Origin of the sequence: Leptolyngbya sp. DQ-M1 (assembly GCF_039962505.1) — a bacterium.
Taxonomy (GTDB): domain Bacteria; phylum Cyanobacteriota; class Cyanobacteriia; order Leptolyngbyales; family Leptolyngbyaceae; genus Leptolyngbya.
In genome coordinates this window covers 468,543-484,023 of record NZ_JAMPLJ010000004.1, presented here as the reverse complement: position 1 = coordinate 484,023, position 15,481 = coordinate 468,543, and the positions used below count along the sequence as shown (strand labels likewise).

The following is a 15,481-nucleotide window of genomic DNA, read 5'->3' as shown; positions in this document are numbered from 1 at the left end:
CGCTAGACAATCGAAACGAAAAAAGGATGAAGCCATTTGACTTCATCCTTTTTTTAGTATTTAGCCGCAGTTGCTAGCAGCACATCAAGCAAATTTACCCGTTGTCGCAGCAATCAAGAACGCTGCATACGTCAGAATATAACCCACCGTGAAATGCACCAGACCCACTAACCAGCCTTGAACGATCGACAATGCAACAGGCTTGTCTTTGAATCGAATCAAGTTTGCTAGCGGTGTACGCTCGTGCGCCCACACTAGCGTCTCAATTAGCTCTTGCCAATATCCACGCCAGCTAATTAGGAACATAAAGCCAGTTGCCCAGACTAAGTGACCAAACAGGAACATCCACGCCCAAACCGATAGATTGCTGGTTCCGTAGACGTTGTATCCGTTGATCAACGGTGCTGAATACTGCCAGAGATAATCTCGCAGCCATCCCATTAGATAAGTTGAGCTTTCATTGAACTGAGCCACGTTACCTGACCAGATCGCAAGATGCTTCCAGTGCCAGTAGAACGTCACCCAACCGATCGTATTCAGCATCCAGAACGTAGCCAAATAGAAGGATTGTTCCCAAGAAGCAATTTGGCAAGTACCGCCACGACCTGGCCCATCACACGGGAAGTTAAAGCCAAAGTCTTTCTTGTCTGGCATCAACTTGCTACCGCGAGCATCCAGCGCACCCTTCAGACAGATCAGCGTTGTCACATGCAAACCAAGCGCGATCGCATGGTGTACCAAAAAGTCACCCGGCCCAATGGTCAGGAACAATGAATTCGTACCACTGTTAATTGCATCCAACCAGCCTGGTAAGTAAGCTGCTCCAGGATTCGATGCAATACTATCTGGATTAGACAGCAACGCATTGAAGCCATAGAGTGCTTTACCGTGAGAGGCTTGCACAAATTGAGCAAACACAGGTTCGATGAGAATTTGCTTTTCTGGTACGCCAAACGCGACTTGAACATCATTGTGAACATAGAGTCCAAGCGTGTGGAAGCCCAAGAACAGCGAAACCCAGCTCAGGTGCGAAATCAGTGCTTCTTTATGTCCCAGCAATCGAGCTAGAACGTTGTTTTCATTGTTGTCTGGATCGTAATCTCGTACCCAGAAGATTCCAGCATGAGCGAATGCACCCACCATGAAGAATCCAGCTAGATATTGATGGTGTGTGTAAAGCGATGCCTGCGTTGTGAAGTCTTTCGCCATGAACGCATAAGGCGGCATCGAGTACATATGCTGCGCCACCACTGAAAGCGCCGTTCCCAAAGCAGCAAGGTGAATCCCTAGCTGGAAGTGCAGCGAATTGTTATACGTGTCGTATAGCCCTGCGTGTGGCAAGTTTCCTTGACCATTGATCCGATTACCAAAGAAGTTCTTCGCGTTGAGAATATCTTTGATGCTGTGACCAATGCCAAAGTTCGTGCGGTACATATGACCCGCAATGATGAAAATCACGGCGATCGCTAAATGGTGATGCGCCATGTCCGTCAACCACAGCGATTCAGTCTGTGGATGGAATCCACCCAGGAAGGTCAAGATAGCAGAACCTGAACCTTGTGCCGTTCCAAAGATGTGTTCTGCGGTATCCGGACTTTGTGAGTAAACGCTCCAGTTCCCAGTGAAGAACGGCTTTAAGCCTGCGGGATGTGGCAGCGTGAACAGGAAGTTCTCCCAACCGACGTGCTGACCGCGAGATTCGGGGATCGCAACGTGGATTAAGTGACCTGCCCAAGCCAGAGAGCTAACCCCAAACAATCCAGCCAAGTGGTGGTTTAATCGAGATTCAGCATTTTTGAACCAAGCCAAACTCGGACGGAATTTCGGCTGGAGGTGGAGCCAACCGGCAAACAGGAACAATGCCGCAATCAAGAGCAGAAAGACTGCGCCTTGATACAGGTCAGCATTAGTTCTCATGCCGATCGTATACCACCAGTGATACACGCCTGAATAAGCGATGTTCACCGGATAATCGACTCCGCCTTGGGTGTAAGCCTCGATCGCAGGCTTACCAAATTGAGGATCCCAAATCGCGTGAGCGATCGGGCGAACGTGGAGCGGATCTTTGCTCCACTGAGGGAAATTGCCTTGCCATGCGACATGGAACAACAGGCTAGATGTCCAAAGAAAAATGATTGCAACATGACCAAAGTGAGTCGCGAATATCTTTTGATACAGCTTCTCTTCAGTCATCCCATCGTGACTTTCAAAGTCGTGCGCGGTTGCAATTCCATACCAGAGTCGCCGTGTGGTTGGGTCTTGCGCGAGATCCTGGCTAAATTTCGGAAATTTAGTCGCCATATAATTTGACTACTCGAATTTCATAAGTGGATCAGTTTAGATTGAGTTGTCCGGAGATCAAATCGCTCGATCGCTAGTTCAATAGATTAATGAAAGTTACGCTCTCAGAGCTACGACCAAAGGTAGAGAATCTGTTTGTCAAATCTTGCATTTCTTATCGGAATTTCTGATCAAAGATTAATGAAACTCTGAAATCATGCGGGTTTTCGAGCAAACGAGGTTATTTTATCAAGCATAAAAATTTACTGAACTTAACAGAGTTGAAATTGAGGCAAGATTACGCTAGTCACCGACCGCTAAGATGTGAATGAAATGTTACACAAATGCTATGGTAATTTCTTTGGTCGGCGCTAAGTCGGTTTCTGCTCATCCGAATGATCAGCTTGTAATTACGATCGCGCCCTTGTCGGTCGAGGAGGTTTACAAACAGGCGGATGATGCGGCGAATGGTGCGATCGTGCTGATGAGCGGCATGGTTCGCAACAATAGCGAAGGCTTTTCGGTGCTGCATCTGGAGTATCAAGCTTATGAACCGATGGCGATTGCGGTGTTCAAACAAATTGCAGCAGAGATTCGCCAAACGTGGACTGACGTGACTCACGTGGTGATTCATCACAGAGTCGGACGGTTAGAGATTGGCGAGATTAGTGTGTTGATTGCAGTAGGTTGTCCGCATCGCAAGGAAGCGTTTGAGGCGTGTCAGTATGCGATCGATACGCTCAAGCATCGCGCCCCAATCTGGAAGAAAGAGTTTTACTACGGCAAAACGGGCGAAGTGTGTTCGAGTTGGGTGAAGTGTTGCTAAAAATCCTGTGAAGTCACAGGCTGAGAATCTATGGCGCTCCCCGATTCCCAACCGACAAGAGCGATCTAAGATAGAAATTAAGTCGCGTTTGGCAAAGTGAGTTATCGAAACGGTCTACGGAAACCTCAACGGTCTAAAATCAAGCCAGATTAAGCAACTACAACGGTTGTATCATCAACGCTTACCCGGCGATCGCATTACCACGTCTGAGTTTGCTCAGCGTATTGCCGCAATTAGCTGCGAAATTAGTCAGCCTGTCTGTGCTTATGTGAATCGTCGCGGTCAAGTGATTCGCGTTGGAGTCGGGACGATGAGGCAAACTCAGATCCCGATGCTAGAGCTTCCACGCTACGGGGCAGAGCGCTTGTGTGGAATTCGCTGTATTGCTACCCAATTAAAGCAAGACCCGCCCGGAGAATCGATGCTGACGGTGATGGCGCTTCAGCGTTTGGATGTGTTTGTAGCGTTAACGCTGACAGGAGGAGGATTTGAGCGCAGAGGGGGCGGCGCGACTGGCTATGTAAGAAATGCGTATTTGGCGCATTTGGTACCACACCCAGAGGCAAATTGGACGATTTCGCCGCCGTTGAGCTTGGATGTGATCGCAGAGCAAGATTTTTTGGCGCTGGTTGAGGGGCTGGAAGAAGAGTTCCGGCGGGAGTATGTCGCGCAGCAAGTCGATCGCGATCACGATCAGGTGCTCATTGTGGGACTGCAAACGGACGAATTCTCTCCGCAAGCCTTCAAAACGGCGCTACAAGAACTGGCGCGGCTGGTAGAAACCGCAGGTGGCGAAGTGCTGCAAACAATGACGCAAAAACGCCCGCGTCCCCATCCTCAGACCGTTGTGGGAGAAGGAAAAGTCCAGGAAATCACCTTGGCGGCTCAAACGGTTGGAGCCAGTTTGCTCGTGTTCGATCGCGATCTTTCACCTGCTCAAATTCGCAATTTGGAAATGCAGATCGGGGTGCGGATTGTCGATCGTACCGAAGTGATTTTAGATATTTTTGCTCAACGCGCTCAGTCGGGAGCCGGAAAGCTTCAGGTTGAACTGGCGCAACTCGAATATATGTTGCCGAGGCTTACAGGACGCGGACAGGCAATGTCTCGACTCGGTGGCGGGATTGGGACAAGAGGCCCTGGAGAAACGAAGCTAGAGACTGAGCGCCGAGCAATTCAGCGACGCATCACACGGCTCCAGCAGGAAGTCAACCAGCTTCAGGCGCATCGTGCCCGATTAAGACAGCGAAGACAGCATGAAGAGGTGCCCTCGATCGCGGTGGTGGGTTATACGAATGCAGGTAAATCGACTTTGCTCAATGCTTTAACGAATGCAGAAGTTTATACAGCAGATCAATTATTTGCAACCCTTGATCCAACCACTCGGAGACTAACCGTAACAGATTCGGAAACTCATCAAAATACACAGATTCTATTAACGGATACCGTTGGATTTATTCATGAGTTACCGCCCTCGCTGATGGATGCGTTTCGGGCAACGTTAGAAGAAGTTACCGAAGCGGATGCACTTCTGCATGTGGTTGATTTATCACATCCAGCTTGGCAAAGTCAGATTCGAGCGGTGATGCAAATTCTGTCTGAGATGCCGATTACTCCGGGGCCTGCGCTTTTAGCCTTTAACAAAATCGATCAGGTAGATGCAGAACAATTGGCGATCGCGCGTGAGGAATTTCCGCAAGCGGCGTTTATTTCGGCGAATGAGCGGTTGGGATTGGAGACGTTGAGACAGCGCTTGTGTCAACTGGTGCGCTATGCGATGTCGAATTAGAAGTCGCCAAATCTCTTTCTAAAAATGCTGGGTTTTGCGTCAAAATGTCTCAGACCCAGCAGCTTATTCATGTATGTTGCCCTTGCGCGAAAAAATTGCGTTTTATCTCGAAGATATTGATACACCAGTAGGAAAAGGAATTAATCTTTTCATTACGGGGCTAGTGTTAGTTTCTTCGGGAATTTTTGTTGCAGAAACCTATAAGATTCCGGTTGAAGTTAGGCAAATTCTGGATGCGATCGAACACCTAATTCTTGCAGTTTTCGTGATCGAATACGGTTTAAGAATTTGGTGTGCTGAGCGAAAACTGCCATTTATTTTTAGCTTATATTCGGTGATTGATTTATTGTCGATCGCGCCTTTCCTGATTGGAACGAACGTAGGTTATTTGAGAATTTTTCGTTGGTTTCGGATTCTTAGATTAATTCGATTTATTCAAGGCAAAACGATTTTTGGCTATGTTAGCAGCGAAGATGGCGCAATCTTTACGCGAATTATTTTTACGATTCTCTCGATTATTTTCGTCTTCTCAGGGCTTATTTATCAAGTTGAACATACCGTAAATCCCAAATTTGGCACATTTTTAGATGCGGTATATTTCTCTGTTTCTACGATTTCTACCGCAGGGTTGGGAGATATTACGCCAATTTCAGAAATAGGGCGATTGCTCACGACTCTGATGGTATTGACTGGGATTGTATTAATTCCCTGGCAGCTTGGAGATTTGATCAAACGACTGGTAAAAACTGCGGATCAAATTCAAGTTTTGTGTTCAAAGTGTGGTCTCGCGTTTCACGATTCAGATGCCTATTTTTGTAAAAACTGTGGAACTTGCTTAAACCGCAGTCAGCAAACAGAGCAATAGCGCCTCTGTCCATTCCACGATCGCCCCATAGGTATCTCCGGTTTGTCCGCCCAACTTCCAATTGAACCAAGCGCCCGCTAGCACTGCGATCGCGCCTCCCGCAATCATCCACGGACGCACCACTAAACTTAGCGCGACTAAAATCACGAGCGTCGGCACCACTTCCCAGGGCGATCGGATTGCCTCTTTATGAAACGCTCCCTTTCCAGCCGGCTTGAGATAGGGATATCGAGCGATCGCCACCAGTTGCCCCCAACGCCCCCAGCCTGCCACCCCCGCCAAAAGCCACATTCGATCCTGCCCCAAATCGCTGAGCGCGATCGTTTTGAGCAACAGCAAAATTACAGCCGTCATTGCCCCAAATGCCCCGGTCGCGCTATCTGCCATCACTTCTAAACGTCGCTCAGGATTCATCACCGCCAGTCCATCGGCTGTATCCATTGCGCCATCGAGATGCAAACCGCCCGTAATCGCTACCCAAACCGCCACCGCGATCGCGCTTCGAGTTAAGATCGGAACATCGAGCCAAGCTAAACCCCAATCTAAAGCGCCTACGATTAAACCCACCATTAAACCCACGATCGGCGCAAATCGAGCAATTCCACGAAAGTCTAAATTTGCGGAAGTGGGAATCGGTAAACAGGTGTAAAACGTAAGCGCAGCAAGGCATTGGTTTAGGGCTTGGATAATCATTGTTCAGATCAATTCACATAACGTAAACTTCTAATACCTTTAGTCAGGATCGCAATCCCGATTTGCAGCCATAATTGCGATAGGAAGCATCTAACTTGAGTCAGAACTTGAGCTAGGCTTGGTCTTAACTTCCGTCTACCCTTTGACTTTGCTTGTGTTATGAGCCACGATTCATTTTCTCGCAATGCTCGAATTCCTGCCCCCTGCATTATTGACGATGGCACGATCATCGACAAGCAAGATATGCAGCGCGTTTTAACCGATTTGAGCCGAGTTCGCTATATCCACACGCACGATGGTAGAACAACGAGCGAAGGAGAAGGCTGCATTCTTGAGGTGTTTGCTGATCCACATCGAGCAACGATGGTGGCAAACCAGACGCTTTATCTCAATGTCTACAGTTTTGATTACATTCAGTTGAGCAAAACCGCAGACGGTTCGCAGTTTGATCTGATTCAGGACGATCGCCGCTTGCGCCTGCTTCCCCTAACCAATCCGATGCAGAATCAAGTCGATCGTGGCATTAATGCGGCAGAGCTTGAAGCGATGGTGGCTGAAGTATTGTCTGCTAGTTTAGATGTGCAGATTGACGACGAAGAAAATTTCTCGCTTTAGAGCGATCGAATTGCTAAACACTTCACGATAAATTGGTTTCCGTCAGAGAAATCGGTGAGGAGCCATGAGACAGGGGTTGAATCGGCGGCAGTTTGGGCAATTCATTGCTGGAGGTACGATCGCGCTTTGGCTGCATGGCTGCGGGCAACAGGAGCAATCGACGAATCAGAAGCCACAGGTGGTTTCGACCAGTACGATTTTGACGGATTTAGCCTCGACGATCGCGGGTGATTCGGTGCAGGTGATTGGAATTCTCAAGCCGGGAGCCGATCCGCATACCTACGAGCCTGTTCCGGCGGATACTGTCGCAATGGAAAAGGCGAATTTGATTTTGTATAACGGCTATAACTTAGAGCCGGGATTGATTCGCTTGATAAAGGCCGCCGGAGTGAATGCGCGTCAGGTCGCTGTGGGAGAAGTGATTACGCCGCTCCAGCTTGAAAAGGAGGGGCAAAAGGTTCCTGATCCGCACGTTTGGGGAGATGTGCAAAATGTGGCAAAAATGACGATCGTGGTTCGGGATGCGCTGATTCAACTGGTGCCGAACGATCGCGAGAAGATGACGCAGAATGCCGATCGTCTGATTGCCGAGTTGAATCGCTTGGATGGCTGGATTAAGCAGCAGGTTCAGACGATTCCTGCCGCAAATCGTCTCCTTGTAACGACGCATGATGCATTTCAGTATTACGGCAAGGCGTATCAATTGGCGATCGCAGGGACGCTGATTGGGATTAGCACAGAGGAGCAACCGAGCGCCCAGACGGTGCAGCGATTGGTGCAGTCGATTAGGTCGGCGCGGGTTCCAGCGATTTTTGCAGAGACGACGATTAATCCAGCGTTGATTCAAACGGTGGCGCAAGAGGCGGGGGTGAAGTTAGCGCCCCAACAGTTGTATTCGGATTCGATCGGTGCTGTGGGAAGTAGTGGGGAGACGTACATTAAGATGATGGCGGCGAATACAACGACGATCGTGCAGGCGCTGGGTGGCAGGGTGATTCCGTTTCAGACCGGGTGAGATGTCAAAATATTCGCACTATTTTTGGGTGATCGCACTATAACTTGCAAATGTTAAGTCCCGTTGCCGGGACTGAAACGCACAACGATTGAAGAAAGGCAATTCTCACAAATTAAAAAGATGTTGGCGCAACGCATGGGCGAACGAAAGCATCAACCTTAAAACGATCGCAACACATCCCGCACAACCTGACGCATCACCTCAAACGGTTGACCCGCAGGCGGCAGCAAGCGCTCAGTTGAGAACACATAATAAATCTCACCCGCATCGCTCACCTCAAAATTCGCATCATACTCCCGCGCCCACAGATCAAGATGCCGCTGTGCCATCTGAGGCTCCAACTGCGTCGCCCTAGAAAACTCAAGCACCGAAATCCGCCCCTGCCGCAAATGCAGCAACTGAAAAAAGCGATCGCGAATCGCCCGACGATGCGCCTTAGAACTCACATAAAGCAGCAACCCCCCGATCGCGCTCGGAGCCAAGCCAAAAAACACCAGCAAAATCGACAACAGCGCCGAAGCCCACGCCGGAGGATGCAGCGTCAAGATCAATAAAAACAGCGAGAGCGAAACGACACCCCCAGCGCAGAGAAATACACTACCAAACGCCTTACTTGCCACGCTCCAAACCCGATTCATGCCGCGTCTCCTTCGCATCGCGTTATTCCTAGACTAACCTGTTTTTCCGCGATCGCTTGGACGGTTATCCGAAACTTTCAACCGATGCAAACGAGTCCTCTTCCACCCCAGAGTAGATAGCTGAAACCATCACGTTTACGCTACTTTAGGAGACAGTGTTCGCCTTCACCCTAACCGGATTTCTTTCATGTTTTCTAGACTTGTCCAAACCAGTTCACGTCAAGGTGAAATCGTAGAAGTTGTCCTACGAAACGGGTGGGACTATATGCGGCGACTGCTCACCGGAGGCAAAGTCGATGAACCCAAACTGCCACCGCCCGCCGTACTTCGCAACATTCTGGTCGATTTAGGTCCTGTTTACGTCAAACTTGGGCAACTCCTCAGCACCCGTCCCGACCTCCTGCCCGCCGAATACATCGATGCCCTTTCTACTCTACAAGCCGAAGTGCCACCGATCGACTGGGCAGAAGTCGAAGTCATGTTACGCAAGCAATTTAGCCAGCCGCTCGAAGAAATCTTCGCCTCCATCAACTACAAACCCGTCGCCGCAGGATCGATCGCCCAAACTCATCGCGCCGTTCTCAAAGACGGTCGCCCTGTTGCACTCAAAGTCCAGCGCCCCGGACTCAGCGCCGTGGTCGAGCAAGACATCTCCCTGATTCGCTTCATCGCTCGCCTAGTTGCTCAGACCGAATTTGGTCAGTATTACGATATCGTCTCGATCGCAGAAGAGTTTGCCGAAGCGCTCAGATATGAACTCGATTTCACTCAAGAAGCTCGATATACCGATCAACTGCGGCATAACTTAAGCAATACGCGCTGGTTCGACTCCAAGCAGTTAGTCGTGCCTCAAATCTACTGGGAATACACTACCGATAAACTGATTGCAATGGAATGGCTCGATGGAGTCGCAATCTTATCTGCGCTTCCACCGATCGGCTTTGATGGCACCACGGACTTACAGCAGCGAGAAGATATCTCCACTCTATTGCTCAGAGCCTTCTTTCAGCAGATCTGTTTAGATGGCTTCTTCCACGCTGATCCGCATCCCGGTAACGTTTTCTATCTCAATGATGGACGGGTCGCACTGCTCGACTGTGGCATGGTTGGGCGGCTTGATCCCCGCACTCAGCAATTGATTCTGGAATTAGTGTTAGCGATCGTCAATCTGGATGCTCAGCGCTGCACTCAGCTAGTCTTGCAGCTTGCACCCCCCGTTCAACCGATCAATCGCGTCAAGCTCGAAACTGAATTCGATCGCCTATTGCGGCGCTACTATAGCTTGAACATTTCTCAAGTGAACTTCAGCAAATTGGTGTATGAAGTGCTGCAAATTGTTCGAGATAACAAAGTGCGGGTTCCTGGAAACTTAGGACTTTGTGCAAAAGCGATCGCCAACCTAGAAGGCATTGCTCGATCGCTTGATCCAAACTTCAATATCCCAAATAAAATTCGCCCGATGATGACTGAAGTATTTCAGCGGCAGATTGTGGGTGAAGCGCCTTTAATTGCTTTATTGCGAACCGCGCTCGACGTGAAGAACCTCTCACTCCAGTCTCCGCGCCAAGTGGAACTCTTACTCGATCGCGTGACTTCAGAAACTTTGCAGTGGAATCTTTCCATTCGAGAAGCAGAACCGCTCCGCCGCACGATCGATGCTTCTGCAAATCGCATGTCATTTAGTATTGTGGTCGGATCATTGATTATGGGTGCAGCGATCATTTCTTCCAACACCCAATTGAGTCAGGTAACTTGGGTGAGCGATGTTCTGTTTGCAGCAGCAAGCTTCCTAGGGCTGTGGTTGATTTTGAGCATTCTGCGATCGGGAGCTCTCCGTTAGCAGCAGAATGCGCTTAGACTACGTTCAGCGTACAACCTAACATTGCAGCATTTAACACGATCGAGCAAAAGCTCCACACAGATCAGAATCTCGCGCTATAATAAGAAAACATCACGGGGCTGTAACGGTTTCGACAGGTTGGCGAACGTTCCGTCGAGATGCAGGTCGAGAGGGAGTCCACTCTCGTAAATCTAGGCTCAAAACAATAGATGCAAACAACATCGTACCTTTTGCTCGTAAAACTGCACCTGTTGCAGCATAAAACACCTCTAATTCAGGTTCGAGCGCTTACAGTCTGACACCGTTAAAGGCAGTAAGCAAACCCCAACGGTTGCGCTAAATCTTCACCTCTGGTTGGCGGTTTAGCTAAGACAATACCAGAGCATCCCATTATCCGGGACAAAGGATAGTTCCCGCTTCGAGGATTAGAGAAGCTAAACCTGTGAACGATTGACAGAGTAAATACCCAGTTTGGACACGGGTTCGACTCCCGTCAGCTCCACTTTAGAAAACTACGCCATACCTTTTGGCTACTCACAAGAGTTTAAACAAGCTACGAGGATCTAGCTTTGCTTGAAACTCAGAAAACGTCGCGAACGTACCGATCGCGCTGACCCACCTCAAATAATTCTCCAAGCGATCGAGCATTTCCCGCCCCGATCGCGTTTTAATATATCCCGGTAATTGATACCCTCGAATATTCGTAAATTCCCAGGGATGAAAATACAAATTGATGTAAAAATCCCAATTTAATGTAATTCGAGAAGCGAGCTTATAAAGCGGTAAAGGCAGGTTCTTAAAGCTTAACCAAAACAAAGGAAATCGAATGAACGGTGTCACCGAAACTGGAATATTTAATAAGCGATCAGAATGATAAGGAATTCGAGGTTTAGAAAGATTGTTGTAGCGACCCGGTAAATAAGTAGGATTCATCGAGGAATTGTAACGATATCCGGCTTGTTGAATCTCTCGATCGCTCACAGGTTGCAGCCGCGCCATTCTAAATCCAGCGACTTCTTGATGCGTAATTTCTTCTAGTGCCTGCTTCGATCGGGCTAAATCTTCCACACAAAACGAAGCATGATAAAACCCATGCGAGGCGATTTCATGCTTTTTTGCAATTTCGAGAATTGTTGAAGGGTGATGAATAGCGAAATTTGCAGTAATGAAAAAAGTGGCTCGAATATTTAAGCGATCGAGCAACTCCAAAACCTTGTCCAAGCCTTCCGCCGAGACTTTGAATTTCATGCTTTCTGGTAGAGTTTGACCGTATTCTTCGGGCACATCAAACTCTTCGACATCAAAACTCAGCAGAATTAGCTTATCCATGCAAACCGTGAAACTCATTCTTGGAGATAGCGTAATACACAACGTCAGTTTTGTAATAGTGCGCGTTCTTCTCAAACGTCATGCCCACTTTTTGCATCACTCGTTGCGATGCCAAATTTTCAGGCTGTGAGATCGCAACAACTCGCTCTAATCCCACTTGCTCAAATCCAAATCGCAGACAGGCGATCGATGCCTCTGTCGCAATCCCCCGATTCCAGTACGCCTTATCCAGGGCATATCCTAGCTCGATTTCTGGCGTTCCATCGAGATAAATCAATCCACATCGGCCTAGCAACGTTTGACTTGCTTTCTCAACCACTGCCCACATTCCAAACTCAGAACAGTTGTAGCGCTGAAGGATCATGGGAAATTCTGCTTCGAGTTGCGATCGCGTCTTTGTTCCAGACGCAATGAATCGCATCACCACCGGATCGCCAAAAATTTCTGCCATCCGATCCAAATCTTCTCGCCTGAACTGACGTAACCACAAGCGTTCTGTCTCTAATTCCTGCATTGATAATGACGCTCTCCCCTAGCTGACATCTCCTAATACTGGCACAATGATCTGTACTCATTTCACGATGATGAAACACTATGATTTCTACGCTACAAACTGCTCTCGCTCAAGGTCGCGCTCTCAAAGTCATTAGCGGCTTGAACAATTTTGATGCAAACAACGTTGCTGCGGTGATTAAGGCTGCCGATCGTGGCGGTGCTACTTTCGTTGATATCGCTGCCGATGCCGACCTGATTCGCCTGGCGAAACAACTAACCAGCCTGCCGATTTGCGTCTCTGCGGTCGAGCCTGAACAATTTGTCATGGCGATCGAGTCCGGCGCAGATTTAATCGAAATCGGAAACTTCGACAGTTTCTACGCTCAAGGTCGTCGCTTTGAAGCTGAGGAAGTTTTGGCACTGACTCAAGCAACTCGCGCTCTCCTGCCTCATGTCACGCTCTCCGTCACTGTGCCTCACATTTTGCCTTTGGATCAGCAAGTCCAACTGGCAGAAGAGCTGGTGAAAGCAGGTGCGGACATGATTCAAACCGAGGGCGGAACTTCTTCGAGTCCTGCACACTCCGGCGCGTTAGGATTGATTGAAAAGGCAGCTCCGACCTTAGCAGCAGCTTACGAAATCTCAAGAGCGATCAACATTCCAGTTCTCTGTGCATCTGGTTTGTCGAGCGTAACGGCTCCGTTGGCGATCGCTGCTGGTGCTTCGGGTGTGGGCGTGGGAAGCGCAATTCACAAGCTCGATAGCGAAGTCGCAATGATTGCAGCCGTTCGATCGCTGGTTGAATCTCTCGATCGCGCTTCGGTCAACGTTTAAACGCAAAAACCCGTAACGGTCATAACAATACGATCGTTACGGGTTTAACAGTGATTTTGGAAATTTCTAGAATAATCGGAAAATAAACGGATAGCGGAACGGCTCATCGGGTTTGCTTAAACAATGTGCAAGCGCCCAAATTGTCAATCCCCAATGTAGCAAAAAGCCAAATCCAATCACCGGGAAGAACAGCAATCCACCCAATCCAAAGGTTAAGAACGATAGAATTCCGACCGGGATACCAATCACCGCCGCCCAGAACCAAACATTCAGGTGAAAATTCATCGATTCTTTAGCGTTAGCTTTGACCACTGGGTCATCCGACAGCAAATTGATTGCAATAGGAACGCCGATCGAGAACAAGGTTGTACTAAAGAAAATTGCGCCATGACTTAAGCAGGATAACAAGCGGCGCTGATTAGTATCGAATGTGGTCTGCATCCTGGATTTCTCCTATAGTGCTTTTTCCTTACAGGCTCGATCGTATCCTTCTAATCAATGCCCGTAGTAGTGCAGTTTACCGTACTTAAAAAACCCGTCGCCTTTTACCTTGGATAGATTAATTTTAAGAAACGATAACGATCGGGCAACGCTTCAATGCTCAATTCACGATATAACGCGATTTTTACGCATAGCGCGATTAGAGATGTGAAGAAAGATTTAGTAACTCCTGCTACTCATTCTCGCGGTAGAGGCTGAAATTAAGCGAAGAAATCTAATGTCAAATAGATGGGGATCGCGATTAGTAACTAATCTCTGAACTTCAAAAGTAATAGAACTAGGAACTAATACGATCGCTATTTTGTTGCTGTGTTGAAACAAGGAAAGTCTATACAAAACTCAGCAGTATAGCTTCTATTTCTACTCTTCCTGAAGTAGCAAGCTGACGCTGTTAAGTTCCTCGCAAATCTGCAACACAGTAACTAAAGAATCTCCGCGTTCGCTACAAGACTCAGACTCTAGGACGGCAGAAATGAAACGTTTTTCAAAACTAATTTACAGCTTTTTACCATTAATGAGTGTGGCGCTGTTTGCAGCCTGTAGTAACCAAAACAATGCTGCGAATAATTCTGCAAACAATCCCACTTCGGGCACAAACACAGATACAAGATTTGCCGCAGCAAAAGGTTGCAAAAACATTGGTGTTCTCTTACCCGAATCTGACTCATCGGCTCGATACGAAGCTTACGATCGACCGTTGCTCGAAAAGGAAATCAAAGCCCAACTTCCAGATGCCACCATCCAATATGCCAATGCGAACAACAATGCAGATACTCAACAAAACCAAGCGGAGGCAGCATTAACCAAGGGTGCCTGCATTCTCGTTGTTGATCCACAAGACAGCGACAAAGCATCGGTGATTGTGCAAAAAGCCAAAGCGAGTCAAGTCCCAGTCATCGCTTACGATCGCTTCATTCAAGACCCAGACGTAGCTTACTATGTATCGTTTGATAATGTGCGCGTCGGCGAACTCCAGGGACAATACATCGCGGATCAATTCCGCAGAGGCGCTTATGGTCTCAAGCCCGGTGCAAACTTGGTGATGATTAATGGTTCGCAGACCGATAACAATGCTCTGCAATTCCGGGAAGGTGCATTAAAAGCATTGCAACCCTTGGTCGATAGCAAACAGTTGAATCTAGTGTTTGATCAGTACACGCCAAACTGGGACAACGCCAGAGCGCAATCCATCATGGAAGGCATTTTGACGCAGCAGAGAAACAATGTCCAGGCGGCGTATGTTGCCAATGATGGCATGGCAAATACTGTGATTGCAGCTTTGAGAGCGCAAAAACTCGATGGCAAAGTTCTCGTCACCGGACAAGATGCCACCTTGACCGGAATCCAGAACATTCTCACAGGCGATCAAGCCATGACCATCTACAAACCGATCGCGAAAGAAGCTCAGGTCACTGCACAGTTAGTTGCAGCATTGAGTAACGGTACTGAACCGGGAGCGATCGTCAATGGACAAACCGCACTCAAATCAAGCGGACAAGTTGCATCGGCGCTAATTACTCCAGTCGCAGTCGATAAAACTAATGTTCAGCAAACCGTTCTAGCAGATGGCTATCTAAATAAAGCTCAAGTCTGTAATGGACTAAGCGGTGACACCACTGGCATTTGTCGAGGAGTCGCACAAGGGGGTTCAGATCGACAAGGTTCACTCTAATTCTGAATTTTGTACCGAAATTGGCTTAAAATCCCCCACTCGTGGGGGATTTAGGGGGCTAGAAGCTGACCGCAACGCAGCGAGAAAGC

14 protein-coding genes and 1 other RNA gene are annotated in these 15,481 nt (G+C 48.3%); 9 read left to right on the top strand and 6 right to left on the bottom strand.

Annotated features, from left to right (window positions below):
- Window positions 1-84: 84 nt before the first annotated feature.
- Entirely contained in the window at window positions 85-2,301 is a 2,217-nt protein-coding gene (gene psaB / locus NC981_RS15560) for a photosystem I core protein PsaB (RefSeq protein WP_348243781.1), read from the bottom strand.
- A 328-nt stretch (window positions 2,302-2,629) separates the two neighbouring features.
- Between psaB and NC981_RS15555 the strand changes: the two genes are divergently transcribed.
- From NC981_RS15555 to NC981_RS15545, 3 genes are all read left to right on the top strand, one after another.
- On the top strand, window positions 2,630-3,106 hold the full coding sequence (locus NC981_RS15555) for a molybdenum cofactor biosynthesis protein MoaE (RefSeq protein WP_348243780.1): 477 nt from the start codon (window positions 2,630-2,632) through the stop codon (window positions 3,104-3,106).
- A gap of 103 nt (window positions 3,107-3,209) precedes the next feature.
- The gene (hflX, locus tag NC981_RS15550; protein ID WP_348243951.1) at window positions 3,210-4,895 is read left to right on the top strand and encodes a GTPase HflX; all 1,686 of its coding nucleotides are present in this window, start codon (window positions 3,210-3,212) and stop codon (window positions 4,893-4,895) included.
- A 73-nt stretch (window positions 4,896-4,968) separates the two neighbouring features.
- Window positions 4,969-5,760, top strand: coding sequence for an ion transporter (locus NC981_RS15545; RefSeq protein ID WP_348243779.1), 792 nt, complete (start codon window positions 4,969-4,971; stop codon window positions 5,758-5,760).
- Here the strand turns inward: NC981_RS15545 and cobS are convergent.
- Window positions 5,731-6,453, bottom strand: a complete 723-nt coding sequence (cobS, locus tag NC981_RS15540; RefSeq protein ID WP_348243778.1) for an adenosylcobinamide-GDP ribazoletransferase — start codon at window positions 6,451-6,453, stop codon at window positions 5,731-5,733. The two genes, NC981_RS15545 and cobS, sit on opposite strands and share 30 nt — an antisense overlap.
- A 159-nt stretch (window positions 6,454-6,612) precedes the next feature.
- Between cobS and NC981_RS15535 the strand changes: the two genes are divergently transcribed.
- Window positions 6,613-7,068 (top strand): hypothetical protein, encoded by a 456-nt coding sequence (locus NC981_RS15535; protein WP_348243777.1) that lies wholly within the window; start codon window positions 6,613-6,615, stop codon window positions 7,066-7,068.
- Between the two features lie 64 nt (window positions 7,069-7,132).
- Window positions 7,133-8,083, top strand: a complete 951-nt coding sequence (locus NC981_RS15530) for a zinc ABC transporter substrate-binding protein (protein ID WP_348243776.1) — start codon at window positions 7,133-7,135, stop codon at window positions 8,081-8,083.
- A 158-nt stretch (window positions 8,084-8,241) separates the two neighbouring features.
- Here NC981_RS15530 and NC981_RS15525 read toward each other — a convergent pair whose 3' ends face one another.
- Window positions 8,242-8,739 (bottom strand): hypothetical protein, encoded by a 498-nt coding sequence (locus NC981_RS15525; protein ID WP_348243775.1) that lies wholly within the window; start codon window positions 8,737-8,739, stop codon window positions 8,242-8,244.
- Between the two features lie 169 nt (window positions 8,740-8,908).
- On the opposite strand from NC981_RS15525, the gene NC981_RS15520 reads away from it, so the two are divergent.
- Together NC981_RS15520 and ssrA are read left to right on the top strand one after the other, a co-directional pair.
- Window positions 8,909-10,561, top strand: a complete 1,653-nt coding sequence (locus tag NC981_RS15520) for an AarF/ABC1/UbiB kinase family protein (RefSeq protein WP_190377840.1) — start codon at window positions 8,909-8,911, stop codon at window positions 10,559-10,561.
- 115 nt (window positions 10,562-10,676) lie between these two features.
- Window positions 10,677-11,066: a transfer-messenger RNA gene (ssrA, locus tag NC981_RS15515) on the top strand.
- Between the two features lie 29 nt (window positions 11,067-11,095).
- On the opposite strand, the gene NC981_RS15510 is transcribed toward ssrA, so the two are convergent.
- Complete coding sequence (locus tag NC981_RS15510; RefSeq protein ID WP_348243774.1) at window positions 11,096-11,890, bottom strand: polysaccharide deacetylase family protein; 795 nt, start codon at window positions 11,888-11,890, stop codon at window positions 11,096-11,098.
- Window positions 11,883-12,404 (bottom strand): GNAT family N-acetyltransferase, encoded by a 522-nt coding sequence (locus NC981_RS15505; protein WP_348243773.1) that lies wholly within the window; start codon window positions 12,402-12,404, stop codon window positions 11,883-11,885. The genes NC981_RS15510 and NC981_RS15505 overlap by 8 nt, the downstream gene beginning before the upstream one ends.
- A gap of 80 nt (window positions 12,405-12,484) precedes the next feature.
- On the opposite strand from NC981_RS15505, the gene NC981_RS15500 reads away from it, so the two are divergent.
- Window positions 12,485-13,219 carry a DUF561 domain-containing protein gene (locus tag NC981_RS15500; protein WP_348243772.1) on the top strand — a complete coding sequence of 245 codons (735 nt, stop codon included), beginning with the start codon at window positions 12,485-12,487 and terminating at the stop codon, window positions 13,217-13,219.
- A 66-nt stretch (window positions 13,220-13,285) separates the two neighbouring features.
- Here the strand turns inward: NC981_RS15500 and NC981_RS15495 are convergent, their stop codons facing one another.
- Window positions 13,286-13,660 (bottom strand): DUF4870 domain-containing protein, encoded by a 375-nt coding sequence (locus tag NC981_RS15495; RefSeq protein ID WP_348243771.1) that lies wholly within the window; start codon window positions 13,658-13,660, stop codon window positions 13,286-13,288.
- Between the two features lie 532 nt (window positions 13,661-14,192).
- On the opposite strand from NC981_RS15495, the gene NC981_RS15490 reads away from it, so the two are divergent.
- The gene (locus NC981_RS15490; RefSeq protein ID WP_348243770.1) at window positions 14,193-15,392 is read left to right on the top strand and encodes a sugar ABC transporter substrate-binding protein; all 1,200 of its coding nucleotides are present in this window, start codon (window positions 14,193-14,195) and stop codon (window positions 15,390-15,392) included.
- The last annotated feature ends 89 nt before the right edge of the window (window positions 15,393-15,481 follow it).